The sequence below is a fragment of the Promicromonospora sp. NPDC050262 genome (assembly GCF_040655935.1).
In the GTDB taxonomy this organism is placed as follows: domain Bacteria; phylum Actinomycetota; class Actinomycetes; order Actinomycetales; family Cellulomonadaceae; genus Promicromonospora.
The window spans coordinates 216,122-235,632 of record NZ_JBFAKX010000004.1; the positions used below are offsets into that span (position 1 = coordinate 216,122).

Sequence of the window (19,511 nt, forward strand, 5' to 3'; positions counted from 1 at the left end):
GACGGACCACGTGAACCACGTAGCCGTTCAGGAGTGGGTTGCGCCGAGACGGTCGGCGAGCTGTCGGCGCGAGGAGATGCCGAGCTTCTGGAACACCTTGCGGAGGTGGTAGTCCACCGTGTTGGCGCTGATGAACATGTTCGACGCGATCTCGGCGTTGGTGCGCCCGGCGGCCGCCTTCTCCGCGATCGTCAGCTCCTGCGTCGTGAGCGGCTGACGCGGCGAGGCCGGCGTCGTCTCCGCGCGCGATCCGGCAGCCTCGAGCTCGGCCGTGGCACGCGGGACGAAGATCTGAGCACCGGCCTCCTCGAACAGGCGGATGGCCTCCCGCAGCTGCACGACGGCGTCCGCACGACGGCGCGAGCGGCGCAGCCACTCGCCGTAGACGAGGTGGGTGCGGGCACGGTCGGTGAGGACGGCGGTCGGTTCGAGCGCGTCGAGAGCCGAGCGGAAGTACTTCTCCGCCTCCGGACCGGATGCCGCCAGGCCCGTCGCACGGTCGGCGACGCCGCGGCACCACGGTGAACCGTTCACGACCGCACGTTCGCGGAGCGCGGCCGCGTACGACGACGCCTCGTCCGGATGTCCGGACCTGGCGGCGGCCTCGACATGGTCGGCCCACTGCGTCGGCGTCACCTGCAGGAACGGTGACGTGACCAGGAATCGGAGCCGGTCGTAGGCGTCGTGGTAGCTCCCGCCCGCCAGGTCGCGCACGGCGACGGCCGCCTCGGTCAGCGCGCTGACGCCACCCCGGCCGGCGGCCTGTGCGGCGGCGGCCAGTGCGAGCACCTCGCCGCGGGGCGACCCGGTCCATGCCAGGACGACGGGATTGAGCACGGGCGCCGTGCCGTAGCCCATGGCCAGACGCACCTCGCGGAGCAGCTCCGCATAGCGGGTCGCCAGCCGGACGGTGCCGCAGCTCAGCTCGTTCAGCGACATGACCTTGAGCAGCAGGTCGACGACCTGCAGCGCGCCCGCGTCCCGGGCCGCCCGCATCGCACGCAGGAGAAGCTCGCGGCCGGAGGTGTCCCAGAGGAACGTGCTGAGGGCGGCGACAGAGATGCCGGAGTGCATCAGCTCGGCGTCGGGAAGTGCCCGGATCGTGTCGAGCGCCGTCCGCGCGTGCGGGACGGCCTCGGCGTACGGGAGCCGGATCAGCGCTCCCAGTCCCGCCAGGACGACGGCCGCCGGGCCGTCGGCGACGGCGGTGCCCCGGTGGAGCCGGTGCCCGAGCTCGGTCGTCGTGATGCCCTCCATGAGCCGGTCGGCGTTCATGCACAGCTCGGCCGCGCTGACCAGGGCACGCTGCTCCAGCACCGCGTCGCGGCCGTGGAACAGGTCGGCGGCCCGCACAAGGTCCGCACTCGCCCGCACGTAGTCAGGACCGCTGCCGGTGAAGGCGGCCAGGGTGGCCCGCGCCATGGTCACGCGGCCCTGCGTCACCGGTTCCGCTTCGGCGACGTCGACGGCGTCGAGTGCGGTCGCCGCGGCGTTTCCGGCGCCGACGGCGAGCGCGGCCTCCGCCGCGCTGACCTGGCGCGCGTCACGGAGCGGGCCCGGGCTCGTGAGCTCGGCGGCGCGGCCGAGCATCCGTGCTCGCGAGGCCATGCCACCGCGGCGAGCGGCCATGTCGGCGACTCGTTCGAGCTGCGCGGCGACGGCGTCGTCGATACCGACGGTCGCCCGCGACGCGTGCCACGCCTCCAGCTCGGTGATCTGCAGCGCGGCGGCCGCCCGGGCGAGCGACCGGTGTGCCCTGCGCCGGGTGGCGCCGTCGACCGAACCGTAGACGGCCGAGCCGATCAGGGGGTGGCGGAACCGGACCACGTCCCCTATCTCGACCAGACCGGCCGCCTCGGCGCGGTCGGGTGCGCCCGGGTCCAGACCCCACGTGTCCGCGGCCGCCATGACCAGACCGGTCTTCCGGGTGGAGTCCGCCGCCGCGAGGAGCAGCCACGTGCGAGCGTGAGCGTCGAGCTCGTCGACCCGTCCGATGTAGTGACGCTCCAGTCGCTGGCCCACGGGAACGGGCGTGGCACTGAGGCCGAGGTCGGTCAGCTGCGCCGGGGAGAGGCTACGAGCGAGCTCGATCAGCGCGAGAGGGTTGCCTCCGGTCGCGTGCGCGACCTGGGTCGCGACCACGGGGTCGATCGTCCCGCGTGCGGCGCGGGTGAACAGGTTCACCGCCGAGTCCGTGGCGAGGCCGCTCAGGGTGACGAGGTCGATGCCTCGCATGCGGGTGACGAGGTCGCCCTCGTCCCTGCCGGCGCACAGCAGGGTGAGCCGTTCGACCATGAGCCGCCGGGCGACGAACGCCAGCACGTCGAGGCTCTCGGCGTCCACGAGGTGCGCGTCGTCGACCACGCAGAGCGTCGGCCGGTCCGTCGCGGCCGCGCCGAGCAGCTCCAGTACCCCGAGGCCGACGAGGAACCGGTCGGGCGGCGCGCCCGCGGTCCGTCCGACTGCGACGTCCAGCGCGTCCCGATGGTGCGGGGGCAGCTCTGCCATGAACTCGCGCAGCGACAGCGTGAGCCGGTGCAGGCCGGCGTAGGGAATGGTGGCTTCCGACTCGTAGCCGTCGATCCGCAGCACCCGGGCGTGTTCTGCCCGCGTCGCCACCTCGCCGAGCAGCGAGGTCTTGCCCATGCCCGGCTCGCCGAGGATGACGAGCGTCCCGGAGCGGCCGTTGCGCGCGCCGCCGACGAGCGCTGCGAGACGGGCCTGCTCGTCCTCGCGGCCGAGCAGGCCCGACGAAGTGGTGGTCATGCTCAGCCTCCAGGTCACGCCCCCGCTGGAAGCAGGCTCGCACGGACCGGCGCGCGCGTGTTCCCCCTGCCTGCACACCCGTTGCGTGTGTGTGCACGACGCTTTCAGCCTTGCGCTTCGACGGCGCGCGCGCCATTGTCGTTCGGGGAGAGATCACCGCCGCTTCAGCCAGATCCGTGAGGTGTCCCGTGCAAGTCCTCGACAGCCAAGGGGTGCCGCCCAGGGACCGGCTCGACATGGTCGTGGAGTCCATGACCAGTGCTGCGCGGGCCACCGCCTTCACCCCCGAGGGCCCGGACCACCGGGTCCGGCTCACGATGACCGCCTGGCAGCTCGGCGCCGTCGACGTCTTCGACGCCGCGTGCTCGGCGCACACGTTGCGCCGGGGTGCACGTGCGACGTCCGACGACGAGCCGCCGTCCCTGATCCTGACCTACGGACTGCGTGGGACCGGCGTCCACAGCCACCTGGGGCGCGACCTGCCCGTCGGGCCGTCGCAGCTCTGGGCGACCGACCTCACCGCGCCCTACGTCCACCACATCGAGGACACCCACACGCTCACGGCCAAGGTCGCGCTCGCGACGCTCGGCATCCCGCACGACCTCGTGCGCCAGACCCTGGTGCACATCGGCGAGAGTCCGCTGGCACCCCTGTTCGTCAACCATCTGACCGAGACCCGACGGGTTGCCCACCTCCTCGACGGGCCCGCCTCGGCCGCGCTCGGGACCGCGACCCTGTCGCTCGCGCGCGCCCTCGTCGCCAGCATCACCGACGACGACCGGCTCGGGCGCGAGGCGCTCGAGGACACGTTGCTCCTCCGCGTCCAGGCCTTCGTCCGACGCCATCTCGGCGACCCGGATCTGGACGCCGCGTCGATCGCCGTCGCGCATCACGTCTCGGTCAGGCACCTCTACAAGGAGTGTGCCCGAGCAGGCCTCCGGCTCGAACAGTGGATCATCCGCGAACGCCTCGCCCGCGCGGCGGACGAGCTCGCCCGCACCGCCCCGGCACGCGGCACCATCACGGCGGTCGCACGCCGCTGGGGCTTCACCAGTCCCTCCCACTTCACGACCCGCTTCCGGGCGGCGTACGAGGTCACGCCTCGGGAGTGGCAGTCGCTACACCACCGGTGACGGCTCGGTGTCCCCGACACGCGGGTGCGGAGCGTCTTCCGCGCGGTGGGGACGGTCAGACGTTGAAGCGGAACTTTGACCCGGCCTGATGTGCGGGATCGGTAGTCGTGGCAACGGCCGGGATCGTTGGAACTCCAACGGTCCCGGCCGTTGGCTTTCATGGTGCGAAACGGGCTGGTGCGGACCTCTTGCGGACTCTGTGCGGACTGATCCCGCCCCGATTGATGTGCGCTCAGAGCCGAGGGCGGGCCGCCTGCCCGCCCGAGCGACAAAAACAAGCCACGTTGCTCCGAGCTGTGCCCTAGTCTCGGCCTTCGCGCCGCGGACCTGCCCTGAACTCTGCTGGCGCAGGGCTACTGAGGAGGTTCGGCTGTGATCGAGATCGATATCCCGATTGATCTCATGACCGTGGAAGCAGACGGTGTCGGGCAGGGGTGCATGACTCGCTCCCGCTACAGCATCCACGAGGGCGAACTGCTGGTTGCTGGCCGACCGGGAGCATGGTCCTGGGTCCGTGCAACAGCGGTCGACGGCCGTCATGTCACGTTCTCGCTTGTCTCCGAGGCAGACGCGGCGAAGGGAGCCCGCGTCGCTCCCGATTCGATGCGTGCCGAGTGGCCATGGCCCAGGTTCACATGGCTCAGGGTCGAGGAGCACACGCTCGTCCAGGCTGATCAAGGAACCTTCATGTGGATCGACCATGTCCAGTTCACTCTTGACTCGACGCTGGACGATCGAGCTCTCCTATCGGCCCTGGTGTCGTCGAGCCTGTACGCCCACGGGTACGCCTGGCCGTATGCGCATGGTGCCGAGGTTGACTTCGATGGACGTCCTGTCCACGGGCCCTGGCTTGCCGAGACACTGACCTCCGAGATGTTCACAACGGTCGCGGCGGGCGACGCGCGGCGAACGGTCGACACGTGGCTGGACGACGAGATGGCCGAGCCGCAGTCCGTCCGCACCCGTGCACGAGTCGCGCGGCTCCTGGCGCGAGCTCTCGACTCGGGGACTGTCTACCGCCTCGACGTGCCTGACGACGAAGAGCATCGCTCGAACTGGGTCGGCGTCGGCGCGACCGGGTTCCACGAGTTCGTGGTGATTGACCGCGAGCAAGAGGCGATGCACCTGGTCGTTGCTTCCGACGACTGACACTTGCCGCCACATCCGAAATTGGCGCGGACGAGCCGGCCAGTACGCCGGGTTCTCCCGAAGGATGCAACGGTATGTCTCGCGGTATCCACCGAGTTGGTTGGGCACCGCGAGAACGTTGAAATCTCGGGAATCTTCCGGGGTCGCAGTGCGCTGTTGAAGGTTGGCGCCAGACGGACCGCGACGGCGTTCATGTGTACCCGATGCGTACCGGACATCGGCCCTGGACAGCGCCACGTGCCGGTGCAGTTCCAAACGACAACGCGCTGGGGATCCACGTCCGACAGGGGACCCGCGAGGCAGGGCGGCCCCCGCGCGCCGCTCGCTCAGCGCACCCCACCACGCATCCCTGACGGACTCCCGGTCCCGGACGAGACGCCAATCTCGGTGTGCTCTCCTGGCCCGGCGTCACCGCGCGACGGTACATTCCGCCAGTGATCATCGAAGACCAGACCATCGCAGTCGCCTTCGGCATCATCTTCATAGCTGCGGGCGTCGCGCTGAGCCTTTGGAACCGGCCGATCACACGACTCATGTTGAAAGGGCAGTTCAGAGACCCTGCCGCGCCGACGAGCCAGTGGTTCTATGCCTTCGTCAAGGTCGTTGGCTGGTTCCTCATTGTCCACGGCGTCGCAGTCCCATTGCTTGTCCTAGCGGGTGCCCTCTCCGGGCCGGACGTGGTCATCGCGTGGCCACTCGGCCAGCAGTAGATATCTAATCTCCGCATCAGTTCTGTGCCTCTGGCGGGCATCGCAACAGAACCGACGTCCCAGTCGGGACCCTCGCCAAAGGACAACGGAGGACAGGGACACCGGGGCAGGGGCATGGCCGGGTCACAAACCCGCGCGGCGGACCTGGGCAATTACACGGGAGCACGAGAAACGGCGGCTAACGCTGCACAACGTCGCGAGACGAAAGTTCAGGTCAGCCGCCGTTTCGGGGCATCTCAGCAGGTCACGAGGGACCGGCTACCAAATGTCGTAGTGGAGCTCGAAGTCGTCCCTGGCGGACGGTCGGGGCTGGCCGCATTGGGATCGTTGGAATCTAGCGGTTTCTGCGTTGTCCAGTGCCGATCAGTTTCGGCGGCTGTCGGACATCTTGTGGACTCTTATTGGACTCGGGAAGCGCGAAGTGGAGCGCCCGCTTCACCGCCCCGACAGGAGCCACTAGCCACGTGGCTGGGACGGTGCGACCGGCTCGCTCTCGGGTGGAACGTCATACTCTCCGGCCGCGTAGCGAAGTCGCTGCCCAAGATCGTCCAACGCCTGCCGAACATGACGCTCGATGTCTTCATCCTGGCGACCCGCGTCGATGACCAGACGCTGTCCCAACGCGACCACTGCGTCGGCTGAGACTTCGCCCGTGTAAATCCTGCCCTGCAACACGGCAAGCACCCCGATCAGTGCTGCCAGATCAGCAGGGTCCACTGCACCAGCTGAACTTCTGTCCATCCTTCGATGCTACGGGGAGGAAGGGACGGATCCGTGGTCGTCGCTCATGCGAACCATGCCGTCTGTACAACCGATGACCGGGGCCGCGAAGACTTCCTGACAGGCCGAGCGGGCGGTCACCGGTGTTCCCGGCAACCGCCAGCAACGCCAGTCGTCCGCTCGTCGGTCAGAGCCGGTCTCGACAGGCTCGACCAATGGACGAGGCTCGACCAACGGGTGAGGCGTCAGCGGTAGTTCGTGGATCGCAGTCCGGGCATTTGGCACAGTATGGCAGGAGCGATAACCGCCGGGAGCGTTGGAATTCCAACGCTCCCGGCCGTTGGTCGTGTTGGGGTCGGACAGGCTCGCGCGGACTTCTTGCGGACTCTCTGCGGACCGCCAGGAGCCTCTTAGGGACTGCGGGTGTTCACCCCAGCTCACAGCCGTGTCCTCGTCACCTGGCGGACCAGCGAGCGCTGGCGAACGCCGGACGTTGTCGACCCTCGCCCCGTCGGCTCACAGCCGAACGCGGAGCTGTCGTGGGGTCGCCCTTACCTGGCATTGCGCCGCATGCCTTCCTTACAGCGCGACATGCCGTCAACCAAGGTTGACAGGCCGCCGATGTGTCAACCAAGATTGACACATCGCATCGGTGTCTGGAGGCCTTATGAACACTCTCACTGCCCGCAGCACCGACGTCGTCATAGTCGGTGCCGGCCCGACCGGACTCTTCCTTGCGAGCGAGCTGGCCGCCCAAGGGGTCGCCGTCACAGTGATCGAGCGTTCGGTCGAACCGGACCGGCTCCCGCGTGCGAACGGCATCGTTGGAGACGCCGTCCGACTGCTCGACGAGCGCGGTATCTACCACGAGCTCGCGGGGCACGACCGCAGCCTGCGCGGCACGTTGCAGCGCCTCGGCACGGGGAATCTTGGTCGGCACCCGCGTCCGGCACGGTCCTTCAGCTATGCCGGATTGCGTCTGCCGCTGCACCGTGTGCGCGACGCGAACCCGGTGTTCGTGCTGCCGGTGCCGCAGCGCACGCTCGAACTAATCCTCGAACGTCGCGCCGTCGAGCACGGCGTGGCGGTCCGCCGGGGGTGTGAGCTACGGTCCTTCGCGCAGGCTGACAGCGGCGTGACGGCGGAGGTAACCACCCCGGCCGGCGTCGAGCAGTATTCCGCCGCATACCTCGTGGGCTGCGACGGTGCGCACAGCATGGTGCGCAAGAGCGCCGGCATCGATCTCCCGGGCGTCACGCTCGACGGCGCCGTCGCGCGAATCGCGCACATGACGATCCCGCGGGGCGAGCTCACGCCGTTCGGCGCCCTGCACAGGCCCGATGGCCCCGCTCTGAAGCCGTTCCACCCGCACCGCTTGGCGCGAGGGGTGTTCACCTTCGGCTCGTTCGGGAGCGGCCTGACCACGGTCAGCACGCTGGAGTGGGGAGCAACAGCCCCGGACGACGATGTTCCGCTGACCATCGACGAGATGCGCGAGAGCGTCGGGCGGGTCGTCGGGCGACCCGTCGATCTGCGCCCACCGCACGGGCCCGGCCCTCACCAGCTTCGACGCACGGGCGGAAGGAACGCGCGCGTCGCCGCGACCTTCAGGGCCGGCAGGGTACTTCTCGCGGGCGACGCCGCCCACCTCTTCACCGGCTATGGCGCGCCATCGCTCAACGCCGGGCTGCTCGACGCCGCCGACCTGGCCCACAGGCTCGGCGCCGCCGTCCAGAGTGTCGTCGGGGACGAATTACTCGACGCGTATGACACCGTCCGGCGAGACCAGGCGCTGCGGACCGTCGAGCACAGCGCGGCCCAGGAGAGGCTGCTCGCGCCCGGTGACGAGGCGACCGCTCGGCGCGAGGAATTCGCCGCCCGACTGGCGGACCGGAAGTTCCTGGCAGCCCTGGCGGATGAGCTCGCCGGGCGCGCGACGGGCTAGAAGGAGCGGACGAGCCGGTCTGTACGCCGGGTTCTCCCGCGGGTGAGCGGTATGTCTCGCGGTGTCCGACGAGTTGGTTGGGCACCGCAAGAACGTTGGAATTCCGGGGATCTGTGGGTGATGCGAGGCGTTGGTGGGGCTGGCGTCGGATGGGCTCAGACGGCGTGCAAACCGCACTCGCTCCTGCTGCGGACTCCTCGCGGACTGCGGAGGCGTAAGACGCCCTGACCTGCACCGAATACCGCAGGTCAGACGTTGAAGCGGAACTCCACCACGTCGCCGTCCTGCATCACGTAGTCCTTGCCCTCGATGCGGGCCTTGCCCGCCGCCTTCGCGCCGGCCACGGAGCCGGTCTCGACCAGGTCCTCGAACGAGATCACCTCGGCCTTGATGAACCCGCGCTCGAAGTCGGTGTGGATCACACCGGCGGCCTGCGGGGCGGTCCAGCCCTTGTGGATGGTCCAGGCGCGCGCTTCCTTGGGCCCCGCGGTGAGGTACGTCTGCAGGCCGAGCGTGTCGAAACCGACGTGGGCGAGCTGGTCGAGGCCCGACTCCTCCTGGCCGGTCTCCGCGAGCATCTCGGCTGCCTCGTCGGGCTCGAGCTCGACGAGCTCCGACTCGAACTTGGCGTCCAGGAAGATCGCCTGGGCGGGCGCGACCACCTTGCGCAGCGCCTCCTGGGAGGCGGTGTCGGCCAGGCCGGCGTCGTCCGTGTTGAAGACGTAGATGAACGGCTTGGCCGTCATCAGCTGCAGGCTCGCGATCTCGGCGAGGTCCAGGCCGGCGTCCGCGGCGCCCTGGTAGAGCGTGATCCCCTTGTCCAGGATCTCCTGCGCCTTCTTGGCGGCCGCGTACAGCACGGGGTCGCCGCGCTTGATCTTGACCTCCTTCTCCATCCTCGGCAGGGCCTTCTCGAGGGTCTGGAGGTCGGCGAGGATGAGCTCGGTGGAGATCGTCTCGATGTCGCCGGGGGCGTCGAGCGAGCCGTCGACGCGCACCACGTCCGGGTCGTCGAAGGCGCGCGTGACCTGGCAGATCGCGTCGGCCTCGCGGATGTTCGCGAGGAACTTGTTGCCCAGGCCCTCACCCTCGGAGGCGCCCTTGACGATGCCCGCGATGTCCACGAACGACACCGTGGCCGGCAGGATCCGCTGGCTCTCGAAGATCTCGGCCAGCTTGGCCAGCCGCTCGTCGGGCAGCGAGACCACGCCGACGTTGGGCTCGATCGTGGCGAACGGGTAGTTCGCCGCGAGCACCTGGTTGCGGGTCAGAGCGTTGAAGAGGGTGGACTTGCCGACGTTGGGCAGGCCGACGATGCCGATAGTGAGAGCCACGTCGCGCAAGTTTACGTGGACGGAGCGGCGCCCGCGTCGATCAGGTCCAGGTCCCGGGTCGCGTACCGGTGGTGGTGCCACTCCTCGGTGAGCACCACCCACACGCACTGGGCCGCGACGAACGCCTCGGACTGGTCCATCCACGGCGGCGGCTCCGCCGGGCTGCCGGCCTGGTCGGGCGTGACGGTCGCGAGATAGTCCCGCACCTCACGCAGCCGGCTCCGGCGCACCTCCAGCACCTCCTCGTACGACGGCGTGGCGGCCGGGTCGATCCCGAGGCCCGGCGCCCCGGCGGCGAACCCGGAGTGCGGCACGCCGGCCGGCCAGAACACGTCGTCGCGACGGCCCTGCGCGCCCCAGCGCAGCCAGCCGTCGGTGCAGAACACGAGGTGCCGCAGGGTCTGGGCGAACGACCACTCGTCGTCGACCGAGACGTCCACCGTCCCCGGGGGCATCGACGCGACCCGCTCGACCGTGGCCTCCCACATGCGTTCGTACGCGTCCAGGGCCGTGCGGAGGCCGGAGAGCGTGCGGTCCTGGAGCAGGGCGCGCTCCGGGTACCGCCGGTTCAGCTCCGCCTCGACCAGCGGCTCCACCTCGACGCCGTTGATGCGCAGGTCGTAGATCTCGCCGTCGATGTCGGCGCCGGCCAGCTCCACCCCGCGCATCCGCACGCCGTTCAGGGCGACCTCGCGGAACGAGGCGCCGCTCATGTCGGCGTCGCGCACGACGGCCCCGCGGAGGTCGGCGCCCTCGATGCCGTCGACGCGTCCTGTGATCTGGTTCATGCGGGCGACGCTACGCCGAGCCTCTGACATCCGGCCCGCGCCTCAGGCCCAGGTCGCACGGGCCGGGCCCGGAACTCACGGGAACGACTGCACCTGCTGCAGCAGCTCCGGAAGCCGCCGGTCGTACACGCGGGCGCCGAACCGCACCGCCAGCACCAGGACCAGCACGCCGTACAGGACGCCGACCACGAGGGTGGCGACACCCCAGAGCACCCCGCCCAGCACCAGGGCCGCGATCCCCACCGCGAACACGGGAACCGACAGCCCCAGGGTGACCACGAAGCCGATGCCCTGCGACACCATCGTGGCCACGGCTGCTCCCTGCGGGGACTTGAGCGGGCTCTCCCCCGGCTTCGCCACCGGGTACACGAGCCGGGCGGAGACCGCGCACGCCACGGCGGTGCTCACCAGCAGGGAGCCGAAGGCCAGTCCCAGCAGCGGCAGCGTGAGGTGCCAGGAATCGGCCACCCAGACCGACGCGATCACCGTGGCCGCGCTGACCACGGGTCCCACGGTGAGCATCGGGATGGCCCGGCCCCACCGGTCGGCCCGCCCGTCGACGCCGGAGGCGACGTGCAGCGCGAACGCCGTGTTGTCGTAGGCGATGTCGTTGGAGATGCTGAAGCCGAGGATCCAGGCCACGAACGGCCCCGTCGCGAGCAGCAGGAAGTAGTTGCCCGTGCTCTGGCCGGAGAAGTACATGATTACGGGCAGCAGCGGGACGATCGCGAGGGACCCCGAGTAGCGCGGGTCGCGCAGCCAGTACGTGGCGGTCCTGGCGGTCACGGCCCAGGTGGGCGAGAACGGGACCCGCCCGAACGCGCCGAGACCCTTCGCCCGGCCACCGCCGCCGTCACCGACGGGCGGGCGCTCCAGCGCGCGGGCGAGGGCGCGGTCCCAGACCAGCCAGCCCAGCACGATCGTGCCGAGCGCGACGGCGAGCCGTCCTGCCAGACCGGCCCAGTCGCCGTCGTGCACGCTGCCCGCGAGCGCCCAGGCCGCGCCGAACGGCGTCCACCCCACGAAGCCGGCCGCCTGCTCGAAGACGGGCAGGAGCTGCATGCCGGTGCTGCTCTCGGGCTCCGCCTCCATGGACACCTCGACGCCGTTGGCGAGCCAGCCGATCAGCGGGCCGATCGACACCACCAGCACGAGTGCCACGAGCGTGACGACCTCGCGGTAGCGCCGGGACTCGAGCACGGGCGCCAGCAGCGTGGTGATGGCGCGGGAGCCGATGACGCAGGTCGCGACGCCGAGCGTCCCGCCGGCGAGCGCCACCAGGAGCGTGCCCGGCTCCAGCACCCAGGCGAACGAGGTGCCGAGGACGACCAGGACGGTCGCGATGCCGGGCACCGAGACCAGGCCGGCGACGGCCAGCCCGGCCACGAGGGTGCGCCGGGGGATCGCGAACGTGGCGAACCGGTGCGGGTCGAGCGTGGCGTCGACGCCGAACGCGAAGATCGGGATGATCCACCAGCCCAGGACGGTGAGGGCCCCGCCGAGCGTGATCGCCAGCCCGGCCCAGGCCGGGTCCTGCAGCACGCCGAGGCCCACGACGGCGACGACCACCAGAGCGACGATGCTGAGGGCGTACAGCGAGGCGACGACCAGCCCGATCGTCTGCCACACGCTCTTGCGGAACGTGTTGCCCATCAGCGTCAGCTTGAGGGTCAGGAACCGCGCAACCATGAGAGCCCCTCCGAGTGCTGGCGACCGCCGACGAGGTCGACGAACCGGTCCTCCAGGCTCTGCTCGCCGCGCACCTCGTCGACGGTGCCCGCGGCCAGGACCTGCCCCGCCGCCATCACCGCGACGTGGTCGCACATGCGCTGCACCAGGTCCATCACGTGGCTGGAGACGATCACGGTGCCGCCGCCCGACACGTAGTCCTTGAGGATGTCGCGGATGTTGGCCGCGCTCACCGGGTCCACCGCCTCGAACGGCTCGTCCAGGACGAGGGTGCGCGGGGCGTGGATCATGGCGCTGCCCAGCGCGATCTTCTTGGTCATGCCCGCGGAGTAGTCGACGACGAACGTGTCGGCGTCGGCGCCGAGGTCGAACGCCTGGAGCAGGTCGTTCGTGCGCTCGACGACGGTGGCCTTGTCCATGCCGCGCAGCATCCCGGCGTACGTGAGGAGCTGGCGGCCGGTCAGGCGGTCGAAGAGGCGGACGCCGTCGGGCAGGACGCCGAGCGTGGCCTTGGCCTCGTCGGGGCGTGCCCAGAGGTCCACGCCGTGCACCCAGGCGGTGCCGAAGTCCGGGCGCAGCAGTCCGGTGGCCATCGAGAGCATGGTGGTCTTGCCCGCGCCGTTGGGGCCGACCAGGCCGTAGAACGAGCCGCGCGGTACGTCGAGGCTGACGCCGGAGACGGCGATCTTCTGGCCGAACCGCTTCCAGAGGCCGCGGACGCTGAGCGCTGCCGACGGGTCGTACGGGGGCGGCTCCGGGGCGCCCTGCGGGCCGGCGCTTCCCGGCGGGCTCGGGTCGACTGGGGTCGTCATGGCAACCAACCTAGCCGGGACCTCCGACGCACCGGATCCGACGCGAGGATGAGTACGGGTGATAGATGGTCCGCCTCGGGTCGGACGACGCCACCTGCGGCGATACGGACACGATGTCCGGCGCATACCGGACGATCGGGGACGCTCGGGGTGTCGGCGTACAGGAGTGTCGGTGGGTCGTGGCAGCCTGTCGCACATGGACATCGCCGCAACGATCCTGCTGGCCCTCGGCGCCCTCGTCGTCGGTGCGCTGCTGGGGTGGCTCGGGCACGCGCAGCGCAGCACGTCGGCCGTGCGCGAGTCGGACCTGGAGGCCGTGCGTCTGCGCGCCCAGGTCGAGTCGGCCGAACGGCAGGTGGAGGCCGCGCGGGACCGGGCGGACGAGCAGATCGCCGACGCCCGGGAGCGCGCCGCCGAGCAGATCGCTGCCGCCCGCACCGAGCAGGAGCACGCGCGGCGGCAGTTCCAGGCGCTCGCCGGTGACGCGCTGGACGCCAACAGCAAGCGGTTCCTGGAGCTCGCGGAGGAGCGGCTCAAGCGGTCGGCGTCGGCCGGGGAGCAGGCCCTCGCTCAGCGCGAGCAGGCTGTGAAGTCTCTGGTGGACCCGCTGACCAAGGCCGTCGAGCTGGTGCGCAGCGAGGTGCTCCAGGCGGAGAAGGCCCGCATCGAGGGGCAGGGTGCCCTGGTCGAGCAGATGCGCAACGTCGCCGAGGTGTCGACCGACCTGCGCAACGGCACGGCGGACCTGGTCACGGCGCTGCGCTCGTCGCAGACCCGCGGCGCGTGGGGCGAGCTGCAGCTCCGCAAGGTCGTGGAGTCCGCGGGCATGATCAACCGCGTCGACTTCACCGAGCAGGCGCAGGTCACCACGGAGGACGGCATCCTCCGGCCGGACATGGTCATCAACCTCGCCGGCGGCAAGCGCGTCGTCGTGGACTCCAAGGTCGCGTTCCTGGGTTTCCTGGAGGCCCAGCAGTCCGACGACGCCGCGTACCGCGAGCAGCGCCTCGACGCGCACGTGCGGCACATGCGCAAGCACGTGGACGACCTGGCCGGCAAGAAGTACTGGAACCAGTTCGAGCCTGCGCCCGAGTTCGTCGTGATGTTCGTGCCGGCCGAGGCGTTCCTGTCGGCGTCCCTGGAGCGCGCCCCCGAGCTGCTGGAGTACGCGGCGCAGAAGAACGTCATCATCGCCACGCCCACCACGATGCTCGCGCTGCTGCGCACCGTCGCCTACGCCTGGCGGCAGGAGGCCCTCGCGGAGAACGCGCAGCGGGTGCTCACGGTCGGCAAGGAGCTGTACGCGCGCCTGGTCACCATGACCGGCCACGTCACCCGGACGGGCCGCGCGCTGGAGTCGGCGACCAAGAGCTACAACCAGATGATCGGTTCGCTGGAGCGCAACGTGCTCACCTCGGCCCGCCGGATGGTCGAGCTCGACGTGGTCGACCAGAAGGACAGCATCGAGGAGATCCGGGGCATCGAGGAGGTGCCTCGGCCGATCACGAAGCCCGAGCTGCTGGCCGCCGAGGAGGGCGGCGTCGTCGCGATCGACCGGGCACAGGACCAGGACGCCGCCGACGGGATCCTGGTGCAGGCGCTCGAGGTCACCGAGCTCGCGGTCAGCGACAAGCGCGCGCTGGAAGCCGTCGAGGACGCCGCCAAGAACGACGCCAAGGGCAGCGCGGCGGGCTGAGCCGCCGCGCCGCCCCGGCGCCAGGCCCTCAGGCCTGCGGGAGCTCCTTGCGCGACTCGCGGCGCGGGCGCTTGGTCTCCTCGCCCGCCGCCTTGAGCCCGGCGCGCAGCTCGCGCGGCAGCGAGAACATGAGGTCCTCGGTGGCCGTCCGCACCTCGTCGACGGTGCCGAAGCCGTGGTCCGCGAGGTGCGCGATGACGTCCTGCACCAGGATCTCCGGCACCGACGCGCCGGAGGTCACGCCGACGGTCGTGACGCCCTCCAGCCACTCGTCCTTGATCTCGGTCTTTCGGTCCACGCGGTAGGAGGCGGTGGCGCCCGACTGGAGCGCCACCTCGACCAGCCGCACCGAGTTGGACGAGTTCGCCGAGCCGACCACGATGACCAGGTCGCACTCGGGCGCCAGCTTCTTCACCGCGACCTGGCGGTTCTGCGTGGCGTAGCAGATGTCGTCGCTGGGCGGGTCCTGCAGGGACGGGAACTTCTCGCGCAGCCGACGGACGGTCTCCATGGTCTCGTCCACGGAGAGCGTGGTCTGCGAGATCCACACGACCTTGTCGGGATCGCGCACCACGACCTGGTCCACCTCGTCGGGCGAGTTGACGATCTGCACGTGCTCGGGCGCCTCGCCCGCCGTGCCCTCGACCTCCTCGTGACCGGTGTGCCCGATCAGCAGGATGTCGTAGTCGTCCTTGGCGAACCGCACGGCCTCCTTGTGCACCTTGGTGACCAGGGGGCAGGTCGCGTCGATGGTGTCGAGGCTCCGCGCCACGGCCGAGGCGCGCACGGCGGGCGACACGCCGTGGGCGGAGAACACGAGCCGGCTGCCCTCGGGCACCTCGTCGGTCTCGTTGACGAAGATCGCGCCGCGCTCGCGCAGGGTCTCCACCACGTGCTTGTTGTGCACGATCTCCTTGCGGACGTACACCGGTGCGCCGTACGTCTCCAGGGCCTTCTCGACGGCGACCACGGCGCGGTCCACGCCGGCGCAATAACCACGGGGTGCAGCCAGCAGGACGCGCTTCGTCTTGGTCCGGGCAGGACGCTCAGGGCTCGTGACACTCACGGGTTCAGTCTAGGGGCGGTGTGCGGAGGGCTTGTGTCGGTGGTGGGTGGCAGGGTTGGACACGTGACGGAACCCACCCAGCAGATCCTCCCGACCGAGCTCCCCGCCAAGGCGCTCGACACCACGCCCACCAGCCCCTGGCCGGTGCGCGTGCTCTCGGAGAAGATCAAGGGCTACATCGACAAGATGCCGCCGGTCTGGGTCGAGGGCCAGGTGGTGCAGTTCAACCTGCGGCCCGGTTCCGGCATGCAGTGGCTGACGCTCCGCGACACGGACGCCGACGCGTCCCTGCCCGTGACGATCTTCTCGCGCGTCCTGAGCACCCTGGCGCAGCCGCCGGCCGAGGGCGACCACGTGGTGGTGCACGCCAAGCCCGTCTTCTGGACCAAGCGCGGCACGCTGCAGATGCAGGCGAACGAGATCAAGGCCGTCGGCGTGGGCGAGCTGCTGGCCCGGATCGAGGCTCTGAAGAAGGTCCTCGCCGCGGAGGGCCTGTTCGACGCCTCCCGCAAGCGAGCCCTCCCGTTCCTGCCCGCCGTCGTCGGGCTGGTCTGCGGGCGGGAGTCCAAGGCAGAGCACGACGTCGTGGTCAACGCCCGGGCCCGCTGGCCCCAGGTGCGGTTCGAGATCCGTGAGGTCGCGGTGCAGGGCGTCAACGCCGTCCGCGAGGTGTCGAACGCCATCACCGAGCTCGACCAGGACCCCCGGGTCGACGTCATCGTGGTGGCGCGCGGCGGTGGCTCGGTCGAGGACCTCCTGCCGTTCAGCAACGAGTCGCTGGTGCGCGCGGTGTCCCAGGTCCGCACGCCCCTGGTCAGCGCGATCGGTCACGAGACCGACGCACCGCTGCTCGACCTGGTCGCCGACTACCGCGCCTCCACCCCCACCGACGCCGCCAAGCGCATCGTGCCCGACGTCTCGGAGGAGCGGCTCCGGCTGAACCAGGCCCGCACCCGGATGCGGGGCGCCGTCGCCGCCATGCTGGACCGCGAGCAGCGCGGGCTCGACGGCGTCCGCTCGCGTCCCGTCCTCGCGATGCCGCAGACGATGCTGGAGTCGCGCGAACGCGACGTCCTCCAGGCGATCCGGCACGGCCGGCACGCCCTCGACGCGCTGCTCCTGCGGGCGAGCGGCGAGATCGGCCGGCTCGGCGCCCAGGTCAGGGCGCTGTCGCCGGCCTCGACGCTGGAGCGCGGCTACGCCGTCGTGCAGCGTGCGGACGGCCACGTGGTGCGGCGTCCCGACGACGTGACGGTCGGTGCGGGCGTGCACGTGCGCCTGGCGCAGGGCGCCCTCGACGCGGAGGTCACCGCGACAATTCCCTAGGCACGAACGGTCGGAGAAGCGGACAGGACCTGTCCGCCTCTCCTGGAAAGGTAGCTGTCATGACCGAGAACACCGCACTCACCCCGTTCCGCATCGACATCCCCCAGGCCGATCTCGACGACCTGCACGACCGGCTCGCGCGCACGCGGCGGCCGGTCCCCGTCCCCGGCCGCGACGACCGCGCGGACTTCAGCCGCGGCATCCCGCAGGCATACCTCACGGAGCTCGCCGAGTACTGGCGCGACGGGTTCGACTGGCGCGCGCAGGAGGCGGCGCTCAACGCCTACGAGCAGTTCACGACGGTCGTCGACGGCCAGACGTTCCACGTCGTCCACGCGCGTTCGGCCAACCCGGACGCCACCCCGATCATCCTGAACCACGGCTGGCCGGGTTCGTTCGTCGAGTACCAGCGCCTGGTCCCGCTGCTCACCGACGAGTTCCACGTGGTGATCCCGTCGCTGCCCGGCTTCGGGTTCTCGACGCCCCTGTCCGGGACGGGCTGGGAGCTGGCCCGGACCACGGAGGCGTACGCCGAGATCATGACGCGGCTCGGCTACGAACGGTTCGCCGCGCACGGCACCGACATCGGCGCGGGCATCACGGGCCGCCTCGCGGCGCTCTACCCGGAGCGCGTCATCGGCACCCACGTGGGCAGCGACGGCCGGTCGCTCGGGATGGTCGGCGACAAGTTCCCGTACCCCGAGGGCCTGTCCGACGACGAGATCGCGCAGATCGACGCCGTCCGCGCCAAGGACGCGGCCGAGCGCGGCTACTTCGAGATGCAGAACCACCGCCCCGACACGATCGGCGCGGCCCTGGTCGACTCCCCCATGGGCCAGCTCGCGTGGATCGCGGAGAAGTTCCAGACCTGGACCAACCCCGCCCGCCCGACGCCGGACGAGTCGGTCGACCGCGACCAGCTCCTCACCAACGTCAGCCTGTACTGGTTCACGCGCAGCGGCGCCTCCAGCGCGCAGTTCTACTACGAGTCCGAGCACTCCGGCCTCGACTGGCTCGCCCCCTCCGGCGTACCGGCCGGCTGGGTCGTGTTCGACACGCACCCGCTCATGCGCCGCGCGCTGGACCCGTGGAACGCCGTCAGCCACTGGAGCGAGCACGCCGAGGGCGGGCACTTCCCCGCGATGGAGGAGCCCGAGCTGCTCGCGGACGACATCCGCGACTTCTTCCGCAGCCTCGACTGACCCGGGCTCCGGCCGGCCCGGCCCCACGCCCGGCAGAGCCGGGCGTGACCCTGACCACACCTCGCAGATAACATAGCATCGCTGTGTTATGTTTCGGAAGTTCGCGGAGACCGTGGAGAAGAAGGAGCAGGGCAATGACCGTCAAGCTGGTGCACCCCGAAGGCGTCAACCGGGTCGACGTCCACCACCAGGTGGCCGACACGCAGGGCTCGCGCACCATCTACCTGGCCGGGCAGGTGTCGTGGGACACCGCGGGCAACCTCGTGGGTCGTGACGACGTGGCCGCCCAGGCCGAGAAGGCCTACCTCAACATCGCGGCTGCGCTCGACGCGGTCGGGGCGACGGCGGCCGACCTGGCCAAGGTGACCGTCTACATCGTCGACCTCGACGCGGCCAAGGCCGAGCAGTTCGTCATCGGGCGTCAGCGAGCGGCGGCGGCGCTGGGCGTCGAGCTCCAGCAGCCGAGCACCTGGATCGGGGTCAGCTCGCTGGCCGCGCCGGGCTACCTGGTCGAGGTCGACGCCATCGCCGTGCTGCCCTGAGGCGGGCTCAGCGCGACCCAGCCGGCCTCGACCGAGCGCCGGCACACCGCGGGATCGTCGCCGGCCGCGACGATCACCGCGGTGAGCAGGGGGACGCCCGAGGCGAGGGTGCGCCGGGAGGTGACCCGACTGACAACCAGCGACACGATCCCGTGGCTGACGGTCCAGACGTCGTTGGCGAGCCGCTCGGGGTCGGCGTCCTCGGCGATGCGGCCCTCGTCGCGACAGCGCCGCGCGGCACGCACGAGGTAGCCGAGAGTCGACTCGGCCGCCTCGACGTCCTCGAGCTCGACGGTCGCGTCGAACATGACCCGGTAGAGGTCGGGGAACTCGAGTGCGTTGACCACATAGGCCGCCACCCCCGCCACGAGGTCCTCGACGGGGTCGTCGGGCACGACGAGGGTCTCGAACCGGGCCGCCAGCCGCGTGAAGCCCTCCTGGCGCAGCGCCTGCCACACACCGTCCATCCCGCCGAAGTAGGTGTAGACCGCCATCGTCGAGACCCCGGTCCCGTCGACGAGCGACCGCAGCGTGATGGGTTCGCGCTCGCGCAGCATCCGCGCCGCGCGCTCCAGGAGCTGCGTGCGCACCGCCGGATCCTTCTGCCTCGCCATGCGGGGATTCTATGGCATG

The 19,511-nt window shown here is 70.6% G+C and carries 16 protein-coding genes; 8 read left to right on the forward strand and 8 right to left on the reverse strand.

The features are described from left to right. Positions 1-27 precede the first annotated feature (27 nt). Positions 28-2,766 (reverse strand): LuxR family transcriptional regulator, encoded by a 2,739-nt coding sequence (locus tag AB0I29_RS08370; protein ID WP_357480261.1) that lies wholly within the window; start codon positions 2,764-2,766, stop codon positions 28-30. Between the two features lie 188 nt (positions 2,767-2,954). Here AB0I29_RS08370 and AB0I29_RS08375 point away from each other — a divergent pair, with 188 nt between their 5' ends. From AB0I29_RS08375 to AB0I29_RS08385, 3 genes are all read left to right on the forward strand, one after another. Further along, positions 2,955-3,899, forward strand: a complete 945-nt coding sequence (locus AB0I29_RS08375) for a helix-turn-helix domain-containing protein (RefSeq protein WP_357480264.1) — start codon at positions 2,955-2,957, stop codon at positions 3,897-3,899. A 372-nt stretch (positions 3,900-4,271) separates the two neighbouring features. Further along, positions 4,272-5,048: a hypothetical protein gene (locus tag AB0I29_RS08380; protein WP_357480267.1), complete on the forward strand. Its 777-nt coding sequence runs from the start codon at positions 4,272-4,274 to the stop codon at positions 5,046-5,048. Between the two features lie 434 nt (positions 5,049-5,482). Then, on the forward strand, positions 5,483-5,758 hold the full coding sequence (locus AB0I29_RS08385; protein WP_357480270.1) for a hypothetical protein: 276 nt from the start codon (positions 5,483-5,485) through the stop codon (positions 5,756-5,758). Between the two features lie 456 nt (positions 5,759-6,214). Here AB0I29_RS08385 and AB0I29_RS08390 read toward each other — a convergent pair whose 3' ends face one another. Continuing rightward, on the reverse strand, positions 6,215-6,499 hold the full coding sequence (locus AB0I29_RS08390; protein ID WP_357480272.1) for a hypothetical protein: 285 nt from the start codon (positions 6,497-6,499) through the stop codon (positions 6,215-6,217). 646 nt (positions 6,500-7,145) lie between these two features. On the opposite strand from AB0I29_RS08390, the gene AB0I29_RS08395 reads away from it, so the two are divergent. After that, complete coding sequence (locus AB0I29_RS08395) at positions 7,146-8,423, forward strand: FAD-dependent monooxygenase (protein WP_357480274.1); 1,278 nt, start codon at positions 7,146-7,148, stop codon at positions 8,421-8,423. 248 nt (positions 8,424-8,671) lie between these two features. Here AB0I29_RS08395 and ychF read toward each other — a convergent pair whose 3' ends face one another. The 4 genes from ychF to AB0I29_RS08415 all read right to left on the reverse strand — a co-directional run bounded on the left by ychF (position 8,672) and on the right by AB0I29_RS08415 (position 13,046). Continuing rightward, positions 8,672-9,757, reverse strand: a complete 1,086-nt coding sequence (gene ychF / locus AB0I29_RS08400; protein WP_357480277.1) for a redox-regulated ATPase YchF — start codon at positions 9,755-9,757, stop codon at positions 8,672-8,674. A gap of 11 nt (positions 9,758-9,768) precedes the next feature. Next, positions 9,769-10,545, reverse strand: a complete 777-nt coding sequence (locus tag AB0I29_RS08405; RefSeq protein WP_357480280.1) for a DinB family protein — start codon at positions 10,543-10,545, stop codon at positions 9,769-9,771. Positions 10,546-10,620: 75 nt separating this feature from the next. Then, complete coding sequence (locus AB0I29_RS08410; RefSeq protein ID WP_357480283.1) at positions 10,621-12,234, reverse strand: hypothetical protein; 1,614 nt, start codon at positions 12,232-12,234, stop codon at positions 10,621-10,623. Continuing rightward, positions 12,216-13,046 carry an ABC transporter ATP-binding protein gene (locus AB0I29_RS08415; RefSeq protein WP_285102670.1) on the reverse strand — a complete coding sequence of 277 codons (831 nt, stop codon included), beginning with the start codon at positions 13,044-13,046 and terminating at the stop codon, positions 12,216-12,218. The genes AB0I29_RS08410 and AB0I29_RS08415 overlap by 19 nt, the downstream gene beginning before the upstream one ends. Positions 13,047-13,242: 196 nt before the next feature. Here AB0I29_RS08415 and rmuC point away from each other — a divergent pair, with 196 nt between their 5' ends. After that, positions 13,243-14,742 (forward strand): DNA recombination protein RmuC, encoded by a 1,500-nt coding sequence (gene rmuC / locus AB0I29_RS08420; protein ID WP_357480286.1) that lies wholly within the window; start codon positions 13,243-13,245, stop codon positions 14,740-14,742. 28 nt (positions 14,743-14,770) lie between these two features. On the opposite strand, the gene AB0I29_RS08425 is transcribed toward rmuC, so the two are convergent. Continuing rightward, positions 14,771-15,808 carry a 4-hydroxy-3-methylbut-2-enyl diphosphate reductase gene (locus tag AB0I29_RS08425; RefSeq protein WP_285102667.1) on the reverse strand — a complete coding sequence of 346 codons (1,038 nt, stop codon included), beginning with the start codon at positions 15,806-15,808 and terminating at the stop codon, positions 14,771-14,773. A gap of 63 nt (positions 15,809-15,871) precedes the next feature. Between AB0I29_RS08425 and xseA the strand changes: the two genes are divergently transcribed. From xseA to AB0I29_RS08440, 3 genes are all read left to right on the forward strand, one after another. Then, on the forward strand, positions 15,872-17,134 hold the full coding sequence (gene xseA / locus AB0I29_RS08430; RefSeq protein WP_285102665.1) for an exodeoxyribonuclease VII large subunit: 1,263 nt from the start codon (positions 15,872-15,874) through the stop codon (positions 17,132-17,134). 59 nt (positions 17,135-17,193) lie between these two features. Then, positions 17,194-18,336 carry an epoxide hydrolase family protein gene (locus AB0I29_RS08435; RefSeq protein WP_357480291.1) on the forward strand — a complete coding sequence of 381 codons (1,143 nt, stop codon included), beginning with the start codon at positions 17,194-17,196 and terminating at the stop codon, positions 18,334-18,336. Between the two features lie 134 nt (positions 18,337-18,470). Continuing rightward, positions 18,471-18,878, forward strand: a complete 408-nt coding sequence (locus AB0I29_RS08440; RefSeq protein WP_285102661.1) for a RidA family protein — start codon at positions 18,471-18,473, stop codon at positions 18,876-18,878. Here AB0I29_RS08440 and AB0I29_RS08445 read toward each other — a convergent pair. Further along, positions 18,839-19,492, reverse strand: a complete 654-nt coding sequence (locus AB0I29_RS08445) for a TetR/AcrR family transcriptional regulator (RefSeq protein WP_357480294.1) — start codon at positions 19,490-19,492, stop codon at positions 18,839-18,841. The genes AB0I29_RS08440 and AB0I29_RS08445 overlap by 40 nt on opposite strands. Positions 19,493-19,511: the final 19 nt, after the last annotated feature.